The sequence below is a fragment of the Massilia soli genome (assembly GCF_016809835.1).
In the GTDB taxonomy this organism is placed as follows: Bacteria; Pseudomonadota; Gammaproteobacteria; order Burkholderiales; family Burkholderiaceae_D; genus Telluria_A; species Telluria_A soli.
The window spans coordinates 300,419-321,240 of the sequence record NZ_JAFBIL020000007.1; the positions used below are offsets into that span (position 1 = coordinate 300,419).

The following is a 20,822-nucleotide window of genomic DNA, read 5'->3' on the forward strand; positions in this document are numbered from 1 at the left end:
GTCTCTAAGGAATAGTCGACATGGCTGGACACAGTAAATGGGCCAACATCAAGCATAAGAAAGCGGCTACCGATGCCAAGCGCGGCAAGATCTGGACGCGCCTGATCAAGGAGATCACCGTCGCCGCGCGCATGGGTGGCGCCGATATCGCCGCCAATCCGCGCTTGCGCCTGGCCGTCGACAAGGCTGCCGATGCGAATATGCCGAAGGAGAATGTCACCCGCGCGATCCAGCGCGGCTCGGGCGGCCTGGAAGGCGTCAGCTATGAAGAGGTCCGCTACGAGGGCTACGGCATCGGCGGCGCGGCCATCATCGTCGAGTGCATGACCGATAACCGCGTGCGTACCGTGGCCGAAGTGCGTAACGCCTTCAACAAGAACGGCGGCAACATGGGCAACGAGGGCTCGGTGGCCTTCATGTTCAAGCATTGCGGCCAGTTCCTGTTCGCTCCCGGCGTGGACGAGGACAAGCTGATGGAAGCGGCCCTCGAAGCCGGCGCCGAAGATGTGGTGGCCGATGACGAGGGCGGCTTCGAGGTGCTGTGCGGCCCGCACGACTTCGCCGCCGTCAAGGATGCGCTCGAAGCGGCCGGCTTCAAGGCCGAAGTCGCCGAGATCATCATGAAGCCCGCCACCGAAACCGAATTTACCGGCGACGACGCAGCCAGGATGCAGAAGCTGCTTGACGCGCTGGAGAACCTGGACGACGTCCAGGATGTCTTTACCAACGCCGTCATCGAAGAGTAAGCACCTTATGAAAATCCTGGTAATCGGCTCGGGCGGCCGCGAACACGCCCTGGCCTGGAAACTGGCCCAGTCAGAACGCATCCAGATGGTGTATGTCGCCCCTGGCAACGGCGGCACCGCGCGCGATATCCGCCTGGTCAATGTCGAGATCACCGACCCGGCGCAGCTGGCCGATTTCTGCGAGGCCGAGAACATCGGGCTGACCGTGGTGGGCCCGGAGGCGCCGCTGGCGGCCGGCATCGTCAACCTGTTCCGCGCGCGCGGCCTGAAAGTGTTCGGCCCAACGAAAGAAGCGGCGCAGCTGGAAAGCTCGAAGGACTTCGCCAAGTCGTTCATGCAGCGCCACGGCATTCCGACCGCTACCTACCAGACCTTCTCGGACGCGGCCCAGGCGCACGCCTATATCGACGCCAACGGCGCCCCGATCGTGATCAAGGCCGATGGCCTGGCCGCCGGCAAAGGCGTGGTGGTGGCGATGTCGCTGGAAGAAGCGCACGCCGCGGTCGACGACATGCTGCTCGATAACCGCCACGGCAACGCCGGCGCGCGCGTCGTCATCGAAGAGTTTTTGGCCGGCGAAGAAGCCAGCTTCATCGTCATGTGCGACGGTAAAAACGTCCTGCCGCTGGCCACCAGCCAGGACCACAAGCGCCTGAAGGACAACGACGAAGGCCCGAACACCGGCGGCATGGGAGCGTACTCGCCTGCGCCTATCGTCACTCCGGCGATGCATGCGCGCGTGATGCGCGAGGTGATCAACCCGACCATCAACGGCATGGCCAAGGACGGCATTCCGTTCACCGGCTTCCTGTATGCGGGCTTGATGATCGACGCGGCCGGCAATCCGAAGACGCTGGAATTCAACTGCCGCATGGGCGACCCTGAAACGCAGCCGATCATGGCGCGCCTCAAGAGCGACCTGGTGACAGTGATGGAGCACGCCGTCAACGGCACCCTCGACGCGGTGGAGCTGGACTGGGATCGCCGTACCGCTGTTGGCGTGGTGATGGCGGCCGCCGGTTATCCGGACGATCCGAAGAAGGGCGACGTCATCGAAGGTATTCCGGCCGAGACGCCCGAGTGCGTCACCTTCCACGCCGGGACCAGGCTGGTCGACGGCCAGGTGGTGACCAACGGCGGGCGCGTGCTGTGCGTGGTTGGCCTCGGCGACAGCGTGCGGATGGCGCAGAAGCAGGCGTATGAGACGGTCGACCAGATCCACTTCAACGGCGCGCAGTTCCGCCGCGATATCGGCTGGCGCGGGTTGAAGCACTAAGGTCAGTTCGGCGGATGCGCTGCGCTTATCCGCCCTACGGCCTTTGGCAATCTGATATCCGCAGGACTTCAATGGGCCCGCCGCATACCATAGAACACCCGGACAGTGTACAATCTGTCCTCACTTTTTTATTCCCCGGCCCCTATCCCGATGTCTTCACCCACCCCCGCGGCTGTCAAAGCCTGGCTCATCGACCTCCAGTCGCGCATCGTGAATGCGCTGGAAGACGTCGACGGCAAGCCGTTCCTGCGCGATGAGTGGACTCGCCCGGAAGGCGGCGGCGGCGTCTCGCGCCTGGTCGAGGAAGGCAATGTGTTTGAGCGCGGCGGCGTCAACTTTTCGCACGTGACCGGCGCCAGCCTGCCGCCGTCGGCGATGGCGAGCCGTCCTGAACTGGCCGGCCGCGGATGGGAGGCGATGGGCGTGTCCCTGGTGCTCCATCCTCGCAACCCGTACGCGCCGACCGTGCACATGAACGTGCGCTTCTTTACCACCCACGCTGAAGGCCAGGAGCCGGTGTGGTGGTTCGGCGGCGGCATGGACCTGACCCCGTACTACGGCTTCGAGGAAGACGCGCGCCACTTCCACCAGACCTGCAGCGACGCGCTGGCGCCTTTCGGCGACGAGCACTTCCCGCGCTTCAAGGCCTGGTGCGACGACTACTTCTACCTCAAGCACCGCAAGGAGCCGCGCGGCGTGGGCGGCATCTTCTTCGATGACTTCAATTCGGCGGGCGCCGAGCAAAGCTTCGCGATGACGCAAAGCGTCGGCGACAGCTTCATCGAAGCCTACCTGCCGATCCTGACCCGCCGCAAGGACATCGAATACGGCGAGCGCGAACGCGATTTCCAGGCCTACCGGCGCGGGCGCTATGTCGAATTCAACCTGGTGTTCGACCGCGGCACCCATTTCGGCCTGCAGTCGGGCGGCCGCACCGAGGCGATCCTGATGTCGATGCCGCCGATCGTCAAATGGCGCTACGACTGGAAGCCCGCCGACGGCAGCCCGGAAGCGAAGCTGTACACCGACTTCCTGGTGCATCGCGACTGGCTGGCTACGTGACATTCTGCGTCGCACTGCTGGGAGGCAGTTTCGACCCCGTCCATCATGGTCACGTGGCGCTGGCCACTTTGTTCAACACCCTGCTCCAGCCCGACCAGCTGCGCATTATCCCGGCCGGTAACCCGTGGCAGAAGAACGGCTTGAAAACCAGTGCCGAGGATCGCATCGCGATGCTCGAACTGGCGTTTGGCGAAGCCGGGCTGCAGGTGGCGTTCGACCTGCAGGAGGTCGAGCGCGCCACGGCGACCTATACCATCGACACGCTGCGCAATGTGCGCGCCGAACTCGGACCCGATGCCTCGATCGTGTTCCTGATGGGCGCGGACCAGTTGCAGCAACTGGACAGCTGGCGCGATTGGCGCCACTTGTTCGACTACGCCCACATCGGCGTGGGCGCGCGGCCCGGTTTCGACCTGGCCAATGCCGCCCTCCCCGCCGCGGTGGCCGAGGAACTTGAAAAGCGCCGGAGCGGCATCGAGCAGCTCCGCTCTGCGCCGTCGGGCAAGGTGTACCTGGCGGAAGCGCTGGCGGTCGATATATCCGCCACTCAGATACGAACCGCATTACAACGGGGAGAAAAGCCAAACTCGCTTATCTCGCCGGTAGTGCTAGACTATATTCAACAACATAATTTATACAAAAGCTAATGGATATCAAAAAACTGCAAGCGATCGTCGTGGACGCCCTTGAAGACATCAAGGGCCAGGACATCATGGTCTTCGACACCACCCACCTTACCAGCCTGTTCGACCGCATCGCCGTCGTCTCGGGTACCTCCAACCGCCAGACCAAGGCGCTTGCCGCGTCGGTGCGCGACAAGGTCAAGGAAGCCGGCGGCGACGTCATCGGCGTCGAAGGTGAAGACACCGGCGAATGGGTGCTGGTCGACCTGGGCGACATGATCGTCCACATCATGCAAGCGCCGATCCGCCAGTACTACCGCCTGGAAGAAATCTGGGGCGACAAGCCGGTCAAGCTGGGCGCCGCCAAGCGCAAGTCGACCACCGAAGCTGCTGAAGCCGCGCCAAAAACCCGCTCGAAGCACCTCGCCTCGACCCAGGAAGCGCCTGAAGTCAAGCCGGTCCGCGAACGCAAGGCGCCTGCCAAGAAGGCCGCTGCCGACGACAAGCCGAAGAAAGCCGCAGCCAAGAAGGCCGCCGCTCCAGCTGGTAAAGTCGTGAAGGTTGCACCGACCAAGACCGAGACTGCCGCAGTCAAGGCGCTCAAGGCCTTGCCGAAGCCGCGCAAGGCAGCAGCGCCAAAAGCGCCAGCTGACGCGGCACCGGCCAAGAAGGTCATCAAGCGCGCCGTCAAAAAAGACGCTGAGTAAGGCCGATGCAGCTGATCATCGCTGCGGTTGGCCACAAGATGCCGGCCTGGATTGAGACCGGCTATTCCGAGTACACGAAGCGCATGCCGCCCGAGCTGCGCATCGTGCTCAAGGAAATCAAGCCGGTGGACCGCTCCGGCAGCAAGACCGCGGCCACCGCGATGGCGCTCGAACGCGAGCGCATCGAAGCCGCCCTCCCCAAGAATGTACGCATCATCGCCCTCGACGAACGCGGCAAGGACCTGACCAGTGTCGGCCTGTCGCAACAGCTCGAAACCTGGCAGCAGGACGGCCGCGACACCGCTTTCCTCATCGGTGGGGCCGACGGCCTCGATCCGGCCCTCAAGGCCCGTGCCGAAATGCTAATAAGAATTTCCAGCATGACACTCCCGCACGGCATCGTGCGTGTTATGCTTGCCGAGCAATTGTATAGGGCGTGGACGATAACGCAGAATCACCCTTATCATCGCGTTTGAGAAACCGCTGGAAGATTCGATGAAACCGCTCGACAGAAAAATTTACCTGGCTTCCAAAAGCCCGCGCAGACGGGAACTACTGCGCCAGATTGGCGTCGAGTTTGAACTGCTCATGCTGCGCAACGACACCGTACGCGGACCCGATGTGACGGAAGAAGCGTTGGATGACGAATCGCCCGCCGATTATGTCGCCCGCGTCGCCAACGAAAAAGCCGAATTCGCCTGGAACATGGTCCACCACCGGCGCATGAAGATCCGCCCGGTGCTGGCTGCCGACACCACGGTGACCATCGACGGCAAAATCCTCGGCAAGCCTGCCTCGCAGGCAGAAGCCATCGCCATGCTCGAAAAGCTGTCCGGCCGCACCCACCAGGTGCTGACGTCGGTGGCCGTGCACTACACCGACTTGGCCGAGCAGATCACGCAGGTCTCCGACGTGCGCTTCGCCACTTTGAGCGCCGCGTCGATCAAGGCCTATTGCGCCACCAGCGAACCGTACGACAAAGCCGGCGGCTACGGCATCCAGGGCCTCGCTGCGCTGTTTGTCGAGCACATCGAAGGCAGCCACTCGGGCATCATGGGTTTGCCGCTGTACGAAACGGCGAACATGCTGCGCAGGGCTGGCATACCGCTGGCGTAAGCGACGGTTAGCCTGACCGTCGTTCCCGCGCAGGCGGGAACCTATAGCGCCAGCGTCCGGTATTCGTAATTTTAATTACCCGCTGACCGGACGCGGTATCGGTTCCCGCGTTCGCGGGAACGACGAAACGGCAAGGTGCGCGGATCCGCACCATGCACCCATCCCCTCCGTTGCACCCCGGCGTACACCGCGCCCGTGTATCATCATGCTTTCCCCGCTGCCGCCCGTGCCCCATGAACGAAGACATCCTGATTAACATCACCCCGCAAGAAACGCGCGTCGCGCTGATCCTGCAAGGCGCCGTACAGGAACTGCACATCGAGCGCACGCTCACGCGCGGCCTGGCTGGCAATGTCTACTCCGGCAAAGTGGTACGGGTTTTACCCGGCATGCAATCGGCCTTCATCGACATCGGCCTGGAACGCGCCGCCTTCCTGCACGTGGCCGACATCTGGGAAGCCCGTGGCCACGATGGCGCCACCGTGCCGCCAACACCGATCGAAAAGATCCTGTTCGACGGCCAGGTGCTGACCGTCCAGGTGATCAAGGACCCGATCGGCACCAAGGGTGCGCGCCTGTCCACCCAGATCTCGATCGCCGGGCGCATGCTGGTCTACCTGCCGCAAGACTGCCACATCGGGATCTCGCAAAAGATCGAAAAGGAATCGGAGCGCGAAGCGCTTCGCAGCCGCCTTCAAAGCCTGCTGCCCCCTGAAGAAAAAGGCGGCTACATCGTGCGCACGATGGCCGAGGAAGCGCCCGACGCCGACCTGGCCGCCGACGTCGACTACCTGCGCAAGACCTGGGCGGCAATCGTGCATGGCGCACGCACCCGCCCTGCCACCAGCCTGCTGTACCAGGACCTGAGCCTGGCGCAGCGCGTGATGCGCGACTTCGTACATGATGAAACGTCGGTCATCCAGGTGGACTCGCGCGAGAACCACGTCAAGCTGGTCGAATTCGCGCAGGCGTACACGCCAGGCGTGCTGTCGCGCCTCCAGCACTACACCGGCGAGCGCCCGCTGTTTGACCTGTACGGCGTCGAGGAAGAGATCCTGCGCGCGCTGGGCCGCCGCGTGGACCTGAAGTCCGGCGGCTACCTGATCGTCGACCAGACCGAGGCGATGACGACCATCGACGTGAACACGGGCGGCTTTGTCGGCGGCCGCAATTTTGCCGACACGATCTTCAAGACCAACCTGGAAGCCGCGCACGCCATCGCCCGCCAGCTGCGCCTGCGTAACCTCGGCGGCATCATCATCCTTGACTTCATCGACATGGATAACAACGAGCACCGCAACGCGGTGCTGGCGGAGCTGAAGAAGGCGCTGGCGCGCGACCGCACCAAGGTGTCGGTGTCGGGCTTCTCGGCGCTGGGCCTGGTGGAGATGACGAGGAAGCGCACGCGCGAATCGCTGGCGCATATCCTGTGCGAGCCGTGCCCTGCTTGCGCGGGCAAAGGCCAGGTCAAGACCAGCCGCACGATCTGCTACGAGATCCTGCGCGAGCTGCTGCGCGAAGCGAAGCAATTCAATCCGCGTGAATTCCGCATCCTGGCGTCGCAGGAAGTCGTTGACCTGTTCCTTGAGGAAGAGTCGCAGCACCTGGCCATGCTGGGAGACTTCATCGGCAAGCGCATCTCGCTGCAAGTTGAGACTGGCTACCACCAGGAACAGTACGACGTCATCTTGATGTGACAGAAATATTGCGAATTGACACTCCAAGGAAGAGTTATCATTCAATTTTCTTTGGAAATCAAGATGAGCGATTACCTCGCGGTTTTCTTACTGGCAGCCGTTGAGCTTTGGGCGGCGATTCCGCTGGGCCTCAAATTCGGCATGACGGCTGTCCCCCTCGCCGTTTGCGTGATCGCGGGCGCGTTCGCCGGAGCAAGTATCGCACTGCTGTCCGGTAACGCCCTGTACAAAATCATCATTCAGTACCGCAAGGATTTTGGCCAAACCGGCGCCGCCGGGTGGCTGGTGAAAAACGGCGTTTGGGCCGTCGGACTTCTGGGGCCGCTCGTGCTCGGATCGACACTCACTGCGGCATTAGCCACCAGCATCGGTATGCCGCGAGGGAAGACGCTATTGGCACTGACTGCCGGGATCGTGGTGTGGACGATGACGTTCGTCGCAGCAGGCACCTGGGGCATTCAATTTATCAAGAACTCCTGAAATCATGCTACGGCCAATCCTCCTTATAGCGCTCGCCACCATGTGCGGCGCGTCTCAAGCCAAGCGCCCTGGTGGCGAACCTGGGCGCTTCGATTATTACGCCGTCGCGCTCAGCTGGTCGCCATCGTACTGCGCCACCCGCAACGACCCCGATCAGTGCGCCGTTGGCCGCCGGCTTGGCTTTGTACTGCACGGCCTGTGGCCGCAGTACGAACGCGGCTATCCCGAAAGCTGCTCGACCGAAAAATTGTCGCCGCAAGTGCGCAACCAATACAGCGCGCTGTTTCCCTCGGCGCGATTGGCCGAGCATGAGTGGAAAAAGCACGGCACCTGTTCCGGCCTCGACCCGGCCGCCTACTTCACGCTTTCGGGCAAGTTGAAGAACCAGGTTGCGATCCCGCGTCCATTCCAGCAGCCTTCCGCACCGCTTCGCGTATCGTACGGCGAATTCGTCCAGGCCTTCAAGGCCGCCAATCCAAGGATGCAGCAATATTCGGTGTTGCCGTTCTGCGCCGCCGGCGGTCGCTTCTTGCGTGAAGTCCATGTTTGCTACGACAAACGCGGGACGTCGCGCAGTTGCAGCGAAGGCCAGGTCAAACGGTCGTACAGCAGCTGCCGGCAAGAGACCTTCTTGATCCAGAACGTACGCTAACGCAAGGGTCACCATGCGCGCATTTGCCGTCGTCGCTATCACCTTCATCGTCAGCATGACGATCCTTGTGACGAGCTATCAAGCGTTTCTCGGACGCGCTTCGCTCATCAGTGGCCGCTTCAGCCTTGCCGGGATGGGGATAGCGCTCGGTTTCGTCGCCGGCTGGTGCAGCTGGGTTCAACGCCATCCAGCCGCTTTCGTCGGCACAAACTTCGTCGTTGGCTGTTTGATTCTGCTGCCGATGGTACTGACCAGCTACGGTTTTGCGCTGATCCTCTTCCCATTCGTGCTGGTTTGGGTCGGAACAAATTTTCTTGGATTCATCCTGACGCAGAAATTTCGCGCCGCCAACAGGACCGGCGTTCCGCCCGTTTCAGAGTAAGCCCACCATTCGCGAACATGGGAGTACGACATGCATATCCTGATGGTGCGACGTCACACGACTAGCTCGGTGATACCGGAAAGAAAACGGGTTTCTGGCTGGAAGAATTCGCCGCGCCCTATTACGTTTTCAAGGACGCGGGGGCGAAGATCACGCTGGCCTCCCCCAGGGGCGGGCAGCCGCCGCTCGATCCCAAGAGCGATGAGCCCGATGCGCAGACCGAGGCGACCAAACGCTTCAAGTCCGACAAGGATGCGCAGGCGGCGCTGGCAACCACCACGCCACTCGACAACATTTCCGATCAAGATTTTGACGCTGTGTTCTATCCGGGCGGCCACGGTCCTTTGTGGGACCTGGCCACTGACCAGCGCTCGATCGCATTGATTGAAACCATGTACGCGGGAGGCAAGATTGTTGCCGCGGTCTGCCACGCGCCAGCCGCCCTGCTGAACGCCAATGCCCCCGACGGCCGGCCGCTGGTGCGTGACAAGCGCGTTTACCGGCTTCACCAATAGCGAGGAGGAAGGCGTTCAGCTGACCAACATCGTGCCCTTCGTGCTCGAAGATGCGCTACTGAAGCACGGTGGCCACTACAGCAAGGGGCCCGACTGGGCACCGTATGTGGTTACCGAAGGCCGCCTGGTGACAGGTCAACACCCGGCCTCGTCAGAGCCGGCCGCGCGCGAAGTGCTGCGGCTGCTGGGAAAGTCATAAGGTAATTTCCAGGAAGCGGCCCAGGCGCGCCATCAGATCATTCGGCTGGAACGGCTTGATGATGTAGTCGTTGGCGCCTTTGTCGAGCGCGCGCACGATGTCAGATTCGGTCGACTGTGCGGTGAGCATCACGATCGGCACCGCGTCCCAGTCGGCGCGCGCGCGGATCACGTGCACCAGCTCGAAGCCGCCGACATACGGCAGCATCACATCAAGCAGTATCAACGCAGGGGGCACGTCGGCGGTATCGATGACGACGCCGGCATCGCGTCCGTCACGGCAGATTTGTACCCTGTAGCCCTGGCGCTTTAACAATAGCCTGAGCAGGCTGCTGATGTGTTCATCGTCTTCGATGACGAGTACGTAGGCGAGTGGATCGGGTGACGTCATCGCAGGATCCGGCAGGTGAATGTCCACCAAGTATAGGCGCGAACAGGGAATATTTAACAAATTTTTCCTGCCTGACTTGCGCCTTGCAACACCGCGTAAATGCTTAGCGATACTCAGTAGTAGCTAGTTGGTCGTCACTCTCGCTGAAGCATGGAACAACTGCTGCCCGGCAGGACGGAATGTCACAATTCGCTGCTGCCCCTCCGCCGAGGTAAGCCAGTCGATCAGCGCCTTGGCGCCCTTGTAGTTCACGCCCGGATGGCGTGCGGGATTGACCGCAATGACGCCGTAGGGATTATGCATCCGGGTGTCGCCCTCGACCAGCACGGCAAGCCCGGTCCTGGCCTTGTAGGTGGCGTAGGTGGCGCGGTCGGTCAGCGTATAGGCCTGCAGTTCAGCGGCCATCGTCAGCACCTCGCCCATGCCCAGGCCCGCGGAGATATATCTGCCCGGCGCCGGTTGCGTGCCGGCCTGCTTCCAGTACGATTTCTCCATCACGTCGGTACCGGAATTGTCGCCGCGCGAGATGAATTTCGCACCGCTTGCCGCGATGGATTTGAAGGCCGCGATGACGTCCTTGCCACCCTTGACCCGCGCTGGATCGGCGACCGGCCCGGCCACGATGAAGTCGTTGTACATCACGTCGCGGCGGTCGATGCCGTAGCCGTCGGCGACGAACTTGTCCTCCGCTGCGCGCGCATGGACGAGGGTGACGTCGACGTCGCCATTCTTTGCCAGCTCAAGCGCCTTGCCGGTGCCGACTGAAATGACGTGGACCTTGGTGTTGGTCTTCGCTTCAAAGGCCGGCAGCAGGTGGGCAAGAAGGCCGGAGCTTTCCGTGCTGGTGGTGGTCGACAGGCGGATCACTTGCTGGGCGTTGGCGAGGGGCGCGAAGGCAAGCGACGCAAGGATAATCAGGGCACTGAAGTTCATCTTCGTTATCTCCAACCCGTCGTTCCCGCGAAAGCGGGAACCCATGGCGCGCTGGCAAAGCCGACGAACGATGGATTCCCGCCTGCGCGGGGACGACGGAGGGGTTAGGTTACCAGCGCAATCGACGGTCCGTCACTATCCGCATTGCGCCGCTCAAGCTTGCCGTCGCGTAGCTTCAGGCGCCCTACTCCGGGCAACCCGATCAGGTCGCGGTCATGGCACGCCATCACAACGCTCGTGCCTTCCTTGACCAGCTGCGGTATCAACGCCAGCACCTGCTCGCGCGCCGCGCCGTCCAGGTTCGCCGTCGGCTCGTCCAGCAGCAGCAGCTTCGGCTCCAGCACCCGCGCACGCGCGAGCGCAATGCGCTGCTTCTCGCCGCCCGACAGACGCGATGGGTCGCTGTCGCGCAGATGTGCCACGCCGGCCCACGCCATCGCCTCGTCCACCAGCCGCGTCACCTGCGCCTTCGGCATGCCGCGCGCCACCAGGCCGTATCCGATGTTCGCCGCCACGCTGGTCGAGAACATCACCGGATGCTGGTGGACGTACACCACCGCCGCGCGCATCGCGGCCGGGTACGGCGACAGCGTCGTCGCCTGCGATTCAAACAACACGCCGTGCGCCTCGGCGGGTTCAAGACCGGCCAGTATTCGCAGCAAGGTGCTCTTGCCCGCGCCGTTCACGCCCGTCAGCACGTAGGCCCGGCCGGTGTCGAGCGCAAGCTGCTCGATGTCGAACTGCAGCCGCTCGCCAAAGCGTTTGCGCAGGCGTTCGATGCGGATCAGGGCGCTCATGCCCTTCCCCTCGCGGTATGCGCGTCGCCCTGCAGCAGCATCAGTGCACCGTTCATCAGCAGCGCAATCGACACCAGCACAATGCCCAGCGCAATCCCCTGGGCGAACTCGCCCTTGCTGGTTTCCAGCGCGATGGCGGTGGTGATGGTGCGCGTCTCGCCGGCGATGTTCCCGCCGACCATCAGCGCGCAGCCAACCTCCGAAATCACGCGGCCAAAACCGCTGATCACCGCGGCCATCACACCGAAGCGCACTTCGTGCAGCACCGTCGCCATCACGCGCCACGGCGAGGCGCCATGCGCAATCGCCGTTTCGGCAAAGCGCGGGTCGGCTGCCTGCACTGCAGCGAGCGTAAAGGCGACCAGCACCGGCATCGCGATGATGAACTGGCCGAGAATGATGCCGGGCTGTGTAAACAGCCACTGCAACGCGCCCCACGGTCCCTGGCGCGACAGCAGCAAGTAGAGAAGGAGCCCGATCAGCACCGTCGGCAGCGACAGCGCGGCCTGCGCCAGCCAGATCGCAATGCGCCGCCCGGGAAAGCGATAGCTGGCGATGCCGTACCCGATCAGCACTGCCACCGGCGTGGCGAACAACAGCCCGACCACACTGGTCTTCACGGACACCCAGATGATCTGCCACAGCACCGCGTCGCCCGATACGAGCAGCCCGAATGCGGCAGCGGTTGCGTCGGCGAGCGACATCAGGCGATGCGGGGCGCTACCTCGAGCAGTTGCGGCTCGAAATCGATCTTGTCGTGCCCCGTCAGTAAGAGGAAATGCTTGCCGGTGCAGCGCGCCAGCAGCGTCATGCCGACCTTGCCGGCCACCATGTGGCCCATCTGGGTCGTGCCCGAGCGCGAAAGCAGGAAGGGAATTCCCATCTGCGCCCCCTTGATGACCATCTCGGAGGTCAGGCGACCGGTCGTGTAGAACACCTTGTCGCCGCCTTCGAGCTGTTCGAGCCACATCCTGCCGGCGATGGCATCGACCGCGTTGTGGCGGCCCACGTCTTCGACGAAGTGCAGCAGCTCGCCGTCCTTGTCGAACAGCGCGCAGCCGTGCACCGATCCTGCCTGCTTGTAGATCGATTGCTGCGTGCGGATGGTCTCGACGATGCGGTAGATGGTCGACTGGCGCAGGCGCGCATCGGGCGGCAGCGAGATCTGTTCGATGTCGTCCATCAGGCCGCCGAACACCGAGCCCTGGCCGCAGCCGGTGGTGACCACCTTCTTCGAGGTGCGCTCTTCGACATCGGCGATGCCGTTGCGCGTCACGACCGCTACCGCATCAACCGCCCAGTCAACCTGCACCGAAACGATGTCCTCGATCGATTTGACCAGGCGCTGGTTGCGCAGGTAGCCAAGGGTCAGCGCTTCCGGCGCGCCTCCCAGGGTCATCAGGGTCACCAGCTCGCGCTTGTCGACATACACGGTCAGCGGGCGTTCGGCGGGAATCGCAATCAGCGAACGGCGCCCGCGCTCGTCCACCACCTCGACGTCATGCGTGAGGCTGGCAGCGGCTTCCGACAGTTGCGGCCTGTACCGGAATGGCGAATTTGTCATGCTGGTGATTGTGCCATGTCTTCCAGTATCTGTCCCCCACCGTACGAACCCTGGGCCTCGACCTGCCCGCCCAGCGCGACACGAATCGCGCAGTACTTGAACTCAGGAATCTTTCCGTACGGATCTAGCGCCGCGTTGGTCAGCCTGTTGATGGCTGCCTCGTAGTAGCAGAACGGTACAAAGATCGCGCCGCGCGGCGAGCTGTCGTCGGCCCGCGCATACAGCGTCACCTTGCCGCGCCGCGATTCGATGGTGATCACATCGCCCGGCTGGCCGCCCATGGCCGACAGGTCGAGCGGATGAACCAGCGCGACCGGGTCCGGCTCGATCGCGTCGAGTACCGTGGCGCGGCGCGTCATGCTGCCGGTGTGCCAATGCTCCAGCTGGCGGCCGGTGATCAGCACCATCGGGTACTCGGCGTCGGGCCGCTCGTTGGCCGGGATGATATCGGCCGGTACGAAGCGCGCGCGGCCGGAGTCGCGCGGGAACACTTCGGTAAACACCACCGGCTGGCCAGGGTCGCCCTCCGCCATGCATGGATAGGTGACCGCGTGCTCGCGCTCCAGGCGCTCCCACGTGATGCCGCCGATGCTAGGCATCGTGTGGCGCATCTCATCGAACACTTCCGACACGTGGGTGTACTGCCAGTCGAGGCCAAGCTTCTGCGCCATCTGCTGGATGATCCACAAATCCTGCTTCGCGTCGCCCGGCGGCTGGATGGCCTGGCGGCCGATCTGCACAAGGCGGTCGGTGTTGGTGAAGCTGCCGGTCTTTTCCGGGAACGCCGATGCTGGCAGGATCACGTCGGCCAGGTAGCAGGTCTCGGTCAGGAAGATGTCCTGCACGACCAGGTGGTCGAGCGCCGCAAGCGACTCGCGCGCATGGTTGGCGTCGGGGTCGGACATGGCCGGGTTCTCGCCCATGATGTACATGCCGCGCACTTCCTTGCGCAAGATCGCGTGCATGATCTCAACCACTGTCAGGCCCGGCTTGTCGTCCAGCGTCGCGCCCCATGCCTTTTCAAACTTGGCATGCGCCGCTGCGTTGTCGACCCGCTGGTAGTCAGGGAACATCATCGGGATCAGGCCAGCGTCGGACGCGCCCTGCACGTTGTTCTGGCCACGCAGCGGATGCAGGCCGGTGCCTGGACGGCCGATCTGGCCGGTCATCAGCGCCAGCGCGATCAGGCAGCGCGCGTTGTCGGTGCCGTGGACGTGCTGCGAGATGCCCATTCCCCACAAGATCATCGAGCCTTTCGAGGTCGCGTACAGGCGCGCCACGTAGCGGATGGTCTCCGCGTCGATGCCGCAGATCGGCGCCATCAGTTCGGGGCTGTAGCCCGCGACGTTCTGTTCCAGCTCGGCGTAGCCAATCGTGCGGCTGGCGATGAAGTCCTTGTCGACCAGGCCTTCAGTGACGATCACGTGCATCATGGCGTTCAGCAGTGCCACGTCGGTGTCAGGCTTGAACTGCAGGTAGCGGTGGGCACTGCGCGCCAGGTCGGATTTGCGCGGGTCGCACACCACCAGCTTGGTGCCGTTCTTGATGGCGTTCTTGATCCAGGTCGCTGCCACGGGATGGTTCACCGTCGGGTTGGCGCCGATGACGATCACCACGTCGGCGAGCGTGACGTCCATGACCGGATTCGATACCGCCCCGGATCCGATCCCTTCCAGCAGCGCCGCTACCGACGATGCGTGGCACAGCCGCGTGCAGTGGTCGACATTGTTGCTGCCGAAGCCGGTGCGAACCAGCTTCTGGAACAGGTAGGCTTCTTCATTGCTGCCCTTGGCCGAGCCGAAGCCGGCAAGCGAGCGCTTGCCGAAGGTGTCGCGGATCTGCGCCAGCTTGCCGCCGGCGGCTTCCAGCGCCTCTTCCCAGGTCGCCTCGCGGAACACGTCCATCACGCGGTCCGGGTCCATCGTGAAGTCGCCGGTCTTCGGCACGCCCGCGCGGCGGATCAGCGGCTTGGTCAGGCGGTGCGGGTGGTGCGCGTAGTCGAAGCCGTAGCGGCCCTTGACGCACAAACGGCCGTGGTTGGCCGGGCCATCGCGTCCTTCGACGAACAGAATCTTGTTGTCCTTGACGTTATATGTCAGCTGGCAGCCCACGCCGCAGTACGGGCAAACCGAGTCGACTTTCTTGTCCGGGACCGCCAGCGCGGCGTCGCGCGCCGGCATCAGCGCGCCGGTCGGGCAGGCCTGCACGCATTCGCCGCAGGCCACGCAGGTGGAGTTACCCATCGGGTCATCCATGTCGAAGACGATCTTGCTCGACTCGCCGCGGAAGGCGAAGCCGATCACGTCGTTCACCTGTTCGTCGCGGCAGGCGCGTACGCAGCGGGTGCACTGGATGCAGGCGTCGAGGTTGACCGTGATGGCGGCGTGCGAAGCGTCGCGCGCTACCTGCGCGCGCGCGGCAAAGCGCGGGCGGCCAAGCGCCATTTTGCCGGCCCAGAAATCGAGCTCGTTGTGGCGCGTGTATTCCGTCTCCGGCATGTCCGACATCAGCAGTTCGAGCACCATCTTCTGGGCCGCTACTGCCCGGGTGCTGTCAGTGCGGACCTTCATGCCGGCGGTCGGGTAGCGGCAGCACGATGGCGCCAGCACGCGCTCGCCGTCGATTTCGACCATGCAGGAACGGCAGTTGCCGACTTCTTCCATGCCAGGCTTGTAGCACAGGCGCGGAATGTCGATGCCTTCGCGGTCGGCCACCGCAATCAGCGTTTCGTTAGGAAACGCGTCGACTTCGCGGCCGTTGATTTCGAACTTGAGGGCGGTCACGTTCATGTTGTCAGCTCATGGGGGAAGTATTGGACGACACAGTCGATCGGATTGGGCGCGGCTTGTCCCAGGCCACAGATCGAGGCGTCGCGCATCACGTGCGACAGCTCGTCGAGCAGCGCCACGTTCCAGACCGGCTGCTGGATCAGGTCGAGTGCCTTGGCGGTGCCGACGCGGCATGGTGTGCACTGGCCGCACGACTCGTGCTTGAAGAACTTCATGGTGTTGATGGCGGCCGACGTCGCAGTGTCGCGGTCCGACAGCACCACTACCGCGGCCGAGCCGATAAAGCAGCCGTATTGCTGCAAGGTGTCGAAGTCGAGCGGGATCTTGTTCAGCGAGGCAGGCAGGATGCCGCCCGACGCGCCGCCCGGCAGGTAGCCGTAGAACTGCTGGCCATCGAGCATGCCGCCGCAGTGTTCGTCGATCAGTTCCTGGATCGTGATGCCGGCTGGCGCCAGCTTGACGCCGGGCTCCTTGACCCGCCCCGATACCGAGAACGAACGCAAGCCCTTGCGGCCGTTGCGGCCATGGCTGCCGAACCAGTCGGACCCCTTCTCGAGGATGTCGCGCACCCAGTGCAAAGTCTCGAAGTTGTGCTCCAGCGTAGGCATGCCGAACAGGCCAACCTGCGCCACATACGGCGGACGCAGGCGTGGCATGCCGCGCTTGCCTTCGATCGATTCGATCATCGCGGATTCTTCGCCGCAGATATAGGCGCCTGCGCCGCGGCGCAGCACCAGCTTCGGCATGCCCGGCATCGGCGGATCTGCGCGCAGCTTTTCCAGCTCGGCTTCCAGCATCGCGCGGCAGCCATGGTATTCGTCGCGCAGGTAAATGAAAATGGTCTCGACGTCGACCGCCCAGCCGGCGATCAAGGCGCCTTCGATAAAGCGGTGCGGGTCGCGTTCGAGGTAGAAGCGGTCCTTGAAGGTACCGGGCTCGCCTTCGTCGATATTGATAGCCATCAGGCGCGGCGCAGGCTCGCTTCGAACGATGCGCCATTTGCGCCCGGTCGGGAAGCCTGCTCCACCCAGGCCGCGCAGGCTCGATGCCTCCATCGTGGAGATAACAGATTCAACGTCGTGCACCCCGGCGACGCAGTCGCGCAGCAGCGCATAGCCACCCGCGGCGCGGTAGGCGGCCAGGTCGATGAATCCTTCGGGTATATGTGTGGTTTCGCCAGCCGCCACTTTGGCGGCGATGGTTTCGGTGGTCGCGAACGGCACCGGATGCTGGCCTACGAGGGCGGCAGGCGCCTGCTCGCAGCGGCCGATACACGGGCTCGGGACAATGCGGACATCGCGCCCGAGAATCGCCGGGAGCCTGTCGATCAGGTCACGCGCGCCTGCCATCTCGCATGAGAGGCCGTCGCACACGCGCACCGTCAGGGCGGCGGGAGCATCCTCGCCTTCCTTGACGACGTCAAAGTGGTGATAGAAAGTCGCCACCTCATACACCTCGGTCTGCGCAAGACGCATTTCCTGCGCCAGCGCGGCCAGGTGCTGCGCCGACAGGCAGCCGAAGTGGTCCTGGATTTTATGCAGGTGCTCGATCAGCAGATCGGACTGGCGCGATTCTTCGCCAAGCAGCGCCTGCACGTCAAGCAGCGCCTGCGGCTCTACGCGGCGGCCCTTGGGGGCCTGGCGCTTGCGTTCACGGCTGGCGCCCTGCACTGCGATCGGGATGATGGGGTGGTTCATGTTTGAAATCCTGGGTTGTATCAGCAGCGCGGAACGGCTCGTGGCCGCCCCGCGCCGTCGTCTCGGTTACTTGAAAAGTACCGAGGCTTTTTGCAGCGTGATCCAGATGCCGAGCATCAGCGGAATGCCCACTGCCGCCCAGGCAAACGCCGTCACGACAGGGTTGCTGCCGACGCCCACGCCGCCACCGCCATCGACGCGCGGGCCGGTGGCTGCGGTCACTTCGCGTTCCTGGGCCAGCTTCTTCTCGGCCTTCAGTTCGTCATCGGTCATGAAGTGCTTTTCGTCCAGCGGACGGATCATCGCATTGAGCAGCACGCCTACCGCGACCAGGCCGGCCAGCACATACATCGTCACGTCGTAGGCTTGCGCCTTCGGCACGCCGTTGGCGATCTGGTACTCGCGGATGTAGTTGATCAGGATCGGACCAAGTACACCGGCCGCGGCCCAGGCAGTCAGCAGGCGGCCGTGGATTGCGCCTACCATCTGGGTGCCGAACAGGTCAGCCAGGTAAGCCGGAACGGTCGCGAAACCGCCGCCATACATCGACAGGATGATGCAGATGAAGCCGACGAACAGGGCCAGCTGGCCAGCGTGCGCCATCGACGGAATCGATACGTACAGTATAAACCCGAGGATCAGGAAGATGAAGTACGTTGCCTTGCGGCCGATGTAGTCGGAGCATGATGCCCACGCGAAACGGCCGCCGATGTTAAACAGCGACAGCAAGCCGGTGAAGCCGGCGGCGATCGCGGCGATCTGGCCCTTCTGCGATGCGTCGAGGTCATTGAAGCCGAGGTCGATGCCGATCAGGCGTCCGCCGAACACTTCCTGCAGCAGTGGCGAAGCCATGCCCAGGATGCCGATACCGGCCGAGACGTTCAGGAACAGTACGCCCCAGATCAGCCAGAACTGCGGAATGCCCCAGACCCGGCTGGCGTGCACATGGCGCTGGGTGATCATGGTGTTGGAGGTCGGCGCAGGCGCGGTCCAGCCTTCCGGCTTCCAGCCGGTGGCAGGCACGCGGTAGGTCATCGCGCCGGCAACCATGAATACGAAGTAGATCGCGGCCAGGGCCAGGAAGGTTTCCCACACGCCGACCGAGGTGGCGGTGGCGAAGTGCTTCATCAGCTTGTCGGCCAGCGGGGCGCCGATCATGGCGCCGCCGCCGAAGCCCATGATGGCCATGCCGGTCGCCATGCCGCGGCGGTCCGGGAACCATTTGATCAGGGTCGAGACCGGCGAGATGTAACCGAGGCCAAGGCCGATACCGCCGATGACGCCCGAGCCGAGCCACATCAGCCAGATCTGGTGGGTGTAAATACCGAAAGCCGAAATGACCAAGCCGCCGCACCAGCAGACCGCAGACACCAGGCCAGCCTTGCGCGGACCTGCGTGCTCAAGCCAGCCGCCGAACAGCCACGCAGCCAAACCGAGGAAAACGAAGAACAGCGTGTACATCCAGCCGAGCATCGAGATTTTCCAGTCACAGGTGCTGGACATAACTTGCGCCATGAAGCCCATGTCGGCCGAACAGGCCAGCGACTCGGTGATGCCGATTGCTTTCGACAGCGGCAACCAGAATACGGAGAAACCGTAGGCCATGCCGATGCACAAGTGAATTGCCAGTGCTGCGGGCGGGACCAGCCAGCGGTTAAAACCCGGCCCCGCAATCGTGTGTTTCTTGTCTAGAAAATCCAGAAAAGCCATTGTCTCACTCCTGTTTTATTTTGACTTCGAATATGCTTTAAATAGCATATACCTTGTACAACTTTTATTGTTTTCGGAGGGTATCATGGTGGTTAGGGGATAAAAATAGGCTATTTAAAGCATATGCTCAAAGTAAACATCCGCCCTCATTGGGAAATTAGTTTCGGCGCGCAACCGGCGCTCGATACTGCCGCACTGCTTGGGCTGTTGCTGGGCATCCAGGAAACCGGGTCGATCGCGCAGGCGGCCAAGCTCGTCAAGCTGTCCTACCGTTACGCCTGGGGCGTGCTGCGCGAGGCCGAGACGCTGTTCGGCGAGAGCCTGCTGACGACCGGACGCGGACGCGGGACGCAGCTCACGCCGCTGGCGCAGAAGCTGGTGTGGGCGGACCGGCGCATTACCGCGCGCCTGTCGCCGACACTCGACAGCCTGGCCTCGGAACTTGAAAGCGAGCTTGGGAAAGTCACCGCCGAAAAGCTGCACATGATCCGCATGGATGCCAGCCACGGCTTTGCGGTAGCGGCGCTGATGGTCCACTTGAACAAGGTCGAGCTACCGGTCGAACTTCGCTACCGCAACAGCACCGACGCCGTAGCCGCGTTGTCGCGCGGCGAATGCGACCTGGCCGGCTTCCACGTGCCCACCGGCGAATTCGAGCAGGAGATGCTGGACGTGTACATGCGCTGGCTCGACCCCAGGCAGCACTGCCTGATCCACGTGGCGGTACGCCACCAGGGCTTGTTTGCCGCCCCCGGCAATCCGCTTGGGATCAAGGGCGTTGAAGACCTGGCGCGGCCGGAGGTGCGCTTCGTCAATCGCCAGAACGGATCGGGAACACGCACGCTGCTGTCGTTGATGCTCAATGCGGCCGGGGTCTCGTGCAAGAGCATCACCGGGTTCCACAACGCGGAGTTCACCCATTCGGCGGTCGCCGCCTATATCGCCAGCGGCATGGCAGACGTGGGCATCGGTGTGCGCACGGCGGCGCAGCGGTTTAACCTGGATTTCATTCCGCTGGTGCGCGAGCGCTACTTCTTCGCGCTGTCGAAAGCGGCGCTGCAGGAGCCGCTGATGCAGCAGTTGATCAGCGTGCTGCAGCTGCCGGAGTATCACCAGGTGGTGGACAAGCTGACCGGATATGACGCGGCCGATACTGGCCGCATCCTGACGCTTGATGAAGCGTTCGGATCGCCGAAGGCAAGTTAGCGGCGGCGCTTCTTCCAGTTGTAGTCGGGGCCGGTGACGTCGACGCCGGGGTGGCCGACCGAGTCGGGGTGCTCGGACGCCATCGTGACGAAGCAGACGCCCTCGCCTTCGCGCTGGCGCTTGCGCAGGCCTTCCATGAAGGTCATGGCCGCGATCATGTCGGAGGTGTCGAAGGGCTGCGAATGCGGCGTGTCGGTGCCGTCGTCGACTTCCGTCCAGTACACCATGTACATCGCCAGTTTCCTTTCTGTCGGGAGGTTTGATCGTACAACAGGCAGGCG

The 20,822-nt window shown here is 63.3% G+C and carries 21 protein-coding genes and 1 pseudogene; 13 read left to right on the forward strand and 9 right to left on the reverse strand.

The genetic code is table 11. The annotated features are described in order from the left end of the window. Window positions 1–20: 20 nt before the first annotated feature. The 12 genes and pseudogenes from I4X03_RS18575 to I4X03_RS18630 all read left to right on the forward strand — a co-directional run bounded on the left by I4X03_RS18575 (window position 21) and on the right by I4X03_RS18630 (window position 9,455). Complete coding sequence (locus I4X03_RS18575) at window positions 21–746, forward strand: YebC/PmpR family DNA-binding transcriptional regulator (RefSeq protein WP_223469740.1); 726 nt, start codon at window positions 21–23, stop codon at window positions 744–746. Window positions 747–753: 7 nt separating this feature from the next. Then, on the forward strand, window positions 754–2,022 hold the full coding sequence (gene purD, locus I4X03_RS18580) for a phosphoribosylamine--glycine ligase (RefSeq protein WP_223469741.1): 1,269 nt from the start codon (window positions 754–756) through the stop codon (window positions 2,020–2,022). Window positions 2,023–2,172: 150 nt separating this feature from the next. Continuing rightward, window positions 2,173–3,084, forward strand: coding sequence for an oxygen-dependent coproporphyrinogen oxidase (gene hemF / locus I4X03_RS18585; protein ID WP_223469742.1), 912 nt, complete (start codon window positions 2,173–2,175; stop codon window positions 3,082–3,084). Beyond that, window positions 3,081–3,731: a nicotinate-nucleotide adenylyltransferase gene (locus tag I4X03_RS18590; RefSeq protein WP_223469743.1), complete on the forward strand. Its 651-nt coding sequence runs from the start codon at window positions 3,081–3,083 to the stop codon at window positions 3,729–3,731. Before hemF ends, I4X03_RS18590 begins: the two co-directional genes overlap by 4 nt. After that, complete coding sequence (gene rsfS, locus I4X03_RS18595; protein ID WP_223469744.1) at window positions 3,731–4,414, forward strand: ribosome silencing factor; 684 nt, start codon at window positions 3,731–3,733, stop codon at window positions 4,412–4,414. The genes I4X03_RS18590 and rsfS overlap by 1 nt, the downstream gene beginning before the upstream one ends. 5 nt (window positions 4,415–4,419) lie before the next feature. Then, the gene (gene rlmH, locus I4X03_RS18600; protein WP_223469745.1) at window positions 4,420–4,890 is read left to right on the forward strand and encodes a 23S rRNA (pseudouridine(1915)-N(3))-methyltransferase RlmH; all 471 of its coding nucleotides are present in this window, start codon (window positions 4,420–4,422) and stop codon (window positions 4,888–4,890) included. A 19-nt stretch (window positions 4,891–4,909) separates the two neighbouring features. Next, complete coding sequence (locus I4X03_RS18605) at window positions 4,910–5,530, forward strand: Maf family protein (protein ID WP_223469746.1); 621 nt, start codon at window positions 4,910–4,912, stop codon at window positions 5,528–5,530. Window positions 5,531–5,763: 233 nt separating this feature from the next. Beyond that, window positions 5,764–7,227 (forward strand): ribonuclease G, encoded by a 1,464-nt coding sequence (gene rng, locus I4X03_RS18610; protein ID WP_223469747.1) that lies wholly within the window; start codon window positions 5,764–5,766, stop codon window positions 7,225–7,227. Between the two features lie 63 nt (window positions 7,228–7,290). Then, window positions 7,291–7,707, forward strand: coding sequence for a hypothetical protein (locus I4X03_RS18615; protein ID WP_223469748.1), 417 nt, complete (start codon window positions 7,291–7,293; stop codon window positions 7,705–7,707). Between the two features lie 4 nt (window positions 7,708–7,711). After that, window positions 7,712–8,359 carry a ribonuclease T2 family protein gene (locus tag I4X03_RS18620; protein WP_223469749.1) on the forward strand — a complete coding sequence of 216 codons (648 nt, stop codon included), beginning with the start codon at window positions 7,712–7,714 and terminating at the stop codon, window positions 8,357–8,359. A gap of 13 nt (window positions 8,360–8,372) precedes the next feature. Then, entirely contained in the window at window positions 8,373–8,741 is a 369-nt protein-coding gene (locus I4X03_RS18625) for a hypothetical protein (RefSeq protein ID WP_223469750.1), read from the forward strand. 30 nt (window positions 8,742–8,771) lie between these two features. After that, window positions 8,772–9,455 (forward strand): annotated as a pseudogene (locus I4X03_RS18630) (type 1 glutamine amidotransferase domain-containing protein). Here I4X03_RS18630 and I4X03_RS18635 read toward each other — a convergent pair. The 8 genes from I4X03_RS18635 to I4X03_RS18670 form a co-directional block, all read right to left on the reverse strand. Continuing rightward, a complete protein-coding gene (locus I4X03_RS18635) occupies window positions 9,450–9,845 on the reverse strand; it encodes a response regulator transcription factor (protein WP_223469751.1) in 396 nt (131 codons plus the stop codon). The pseudogene I4X03_RS18630 and the gene I4X03_RS18635 overlap by 6 nt on opposite strands. Window positions 9,846–9,968: 123 nt before the next feature. Further along, on the reverse strand, window positions 9,969–10,778 hold the full coding sequence (locus I4X03_RS18640) for an ABC transporter substrate-binding protein (RefSeq protein ID WP_223469752.1): 810 nt from the start codon (window positions 10,776–10,778) through the stop codon (window positions 9,969–9,971). A gap of 104 nt (window positions 10,779–10,882) precedes the next feature. Then, window positions 10,883–11,575: an energy-coupling factor ABC transporter ATP-binding protein gene (locus I4X03_RS18645; protein WP_223469753.1), complete on the reverse strand. Its 693-nt coding sequence runs from the start codon at window positions 11,573–11,575 to the stop codon at window positions 10,883–10,885. Continuing rightward, window positions 11,572–12,279, reverse strand: coding sequence for an ABC transporter permease (locus tag I4X03_RS18650; protein ID WP_223469754.1), 708 nt, complete (start codon window positions 12,277–12,279; stop codon window positions 11,572–11,574). The genes I4X03_RS18645 and I4X03_RS18650 overlap by 4 nt, the downstream gene beginning before the upstream one ends. Further along, window positions 12,279–13,139, reverse strand: a complete 861-nt coding sequence (locus I4X03_RS18655) for a formate dehydrogenase accessory sulfurtransferase FdhD (RefSeq protein ID WP_223469755.1) — start codon at window positions 13,137–13,139, stop codon at window positions 12,279–12,281. The genes I4X03_RS18650 and I4X03_RS18655 overlap by 1 nt, the downstream gene beginning before the upstream one ends. Next, window positions 13,136–15,928 (reverse strand): formate dehydrogenase subunit alpha, encoded by a 2,793-nt coding sequence (fdhF, locus tag I4X03_RS18660; protein ID WP_223469756.1) that lies wholly within the window; start codon window positions 15,926–15,928, stop codon window positions 13,136–13,138. Before fdhF ends, I4X03_RS18655 begins: the two co-directional genes overlap by 4 nt. Continuing rightward, on the reverse strand, window positions 15,925–17,625 hold the full coding sequence (locus I4X03_RS18665; RefSeq protein WP_223469757.1) for an NAD(P)H-dependent oxidoreductase subunit E: 1,701 nt from the start codon (window positions 17,623–17,625) through the stop codon (window positions 15,925–15,927). The genes fdhF and I4X03_RS18665 overlap by 4 nt, the downstream gene beginning before the upstream one ends. Window positions 17,626–17,691: 66 nt before the next feature. Then, window positions 17,692–19,335, reverse strand: a complete 1,644-nt coding sequence (locus I4X03_RS18670; protein ID WP_223469758.1) for an OFA family MFS transporter — start codon at window positions 19,333–19,335, stop codon at window positions 17,692–17,694. Between the two features lie 123 nt (window positions 19,336–19,458). On the opposite strand from I4X03_RS18670, the gene I4X03_RS18675 reads away from it, so the two are divergent. Beyond that, window positions 19,459–20,541: a substrate-binding domain-containing protein gene (locus I4X03_RS18675; protein ID WP_223469759.1), complete on the forward strand. Its 1,083-nt coding sequence runs from the start codon at window positions 19,459–19,461 to the stop codon at window positions 20,539–20,541. Here I4X03_RS18675 and I4X03_RS18680 read toward each other — a convergent pair. Further along, window positions 20,538–20,768 carry a hypothetical protein gene (locus I4X03_RS18680; protein ID WP_370660529.1) on the reverse strand — a complete coding sequence of 77 codons (231 nt, stop codon included), beginning with the start codon at window positions 20,766–20,768 and terminating at the stop codon, window positions 20,538–20,540. The two genes, I4X03_RS18675 and I4X03_RS18680, sit on opposite strands and share 4 nt — an antisense overlap. Window positions 20,769–20,822 lie beyond the last annotated feature (54 nt).

Coding starts and splice junctions, on each gene's coding strand:
- I4X03_RS18575 (WP_223469740.1), top strand. CDS start 21: ATGGCTGGACACAGTAAATGGGCCAACATCAAGCATAAGAAAGCGGCT.
- purD (WP_223469741.1), top strand. CDS start 754: ATGAAAATCCTGGTAATCGGCTCGGGCGGCCGCGAACACGCCCTGGCC.
- hemF (WP_223469742.1), top strand. CDS start 2,173: ATGTCTTCACCCACCCCCGCGGCTGTCAAAGCCTGGCTCATCGACCTC.
- rsfS (WP_223469744.1), top strand. CDS start 3,731: ATGGATATCAAAAAACTGCAAGCGATCGTCGTGGACGCCCTTGAAGAC.
- rlmH (WP_223469745.1), top strand. CDS start 4,420: ATGCAGCTGATCATCGCTGCGGTTGGCCACAAGATGCCGGCCTGGATT.
- I4X03_RS18605 (WP_223469746.1), top strand. CDS start 4,910: ATGAAACCGCTCGACAGAAAAATTTACCTGGCTTCCAAAAGCCCGCGC.
- rng (WP_223469747.1), top strand. CDS start 5,764: ATGAACGAAGACATCCTGATTAACATCACCCCGCAAGAAACGCGCGTC.
- I4X03_RS18615 (WP_223469748.1), top strand. CDS start 7,291: ATGAGCGATTACCTCGCGGTTTTCTTACTGGCAGCCGTTGAGCTTTGG.
- I4X03_RS18620 (WP_223469749.1), top strand. CDS start 7,712: ATGCTACGGCCAATCCTCCTTATAGCGCTCGCCACCATGTGCGGCGCG.
- I4X03_RS18625 (WP_223469750.1), top strand. CDS start 8,373: ATGCGCGCATTTGCCGTCGTCGCTATCACCTTCATCGTCAGCATGACG.
- I4X03_RS18635 (WP_223469751.1), bottom strand. CDS start 9,845: ATGACGTCACCCGATCCACTCGCCTACGTACTCGTCATCGAAGACGAT.
- I4X03_RS18640 (WP_223469752.1), bottom strand. CDS start 10,778: ATGAACTTCAGTGCCCTGATTATCCTTGCGTCGCTTGCCTTCGCGCCC.
- I4X03_RS18645 (WP_223469753.1), bottom strand. CDS start 11,575: ATGAGCGCCCTGATCCGCATCGAACGCCTGCGCAAACGCTTTGGCGAG.
- I4X03_RS18650 (WP_223469754.1), bottom strand. CDS start 12,279: ATGTCGCTCGCCGACGCAACCGCTGCCGCATTCGGGCTGCTCGTATCG.
- I4X03_RS18655 (WP_223469755.1), bottom strand. CDS start 13,139: ATGACAAATTCGCCATTCCGGTACAGGCCGCAACTGTCGGAAGCCGCT.
- fdhF (WP_223469756.1), bottom strand. CDS start 15,928: ATGAACGTGACCGCCCTCAAGTTCGAAATCAACGGCCGCGAAGTCGAC.
- I4X03_RS18665 (WP_223469757.1), bottom strand. CDS start 17,625: ATGAACCACCCCATCATCCCGATCGCAGTGCAGGGCGCCAGCCGTGAA.
- I4X03_RS18670 (WP_223469758.1), bottom strand. CDS start 19,335: ATGGCTTTTCTGGATTTTCTAGACAAGAAACACACGATTGCGGGGCCG.
- I4X03_RS18675 (WP_223469759.1), top strand. CDS start 19,459: ATGCTCAAAGTAAACATCCGCCCTCATTGGGAAATTAGTTTCGGCGCG.
- I4X03_RS18680 (WP_370660529.1), bottom strand. CDS start 20,768: ATGGTGTACTGGACGGAAGTCGACGACGGCACCGACACGCCGCATTCG.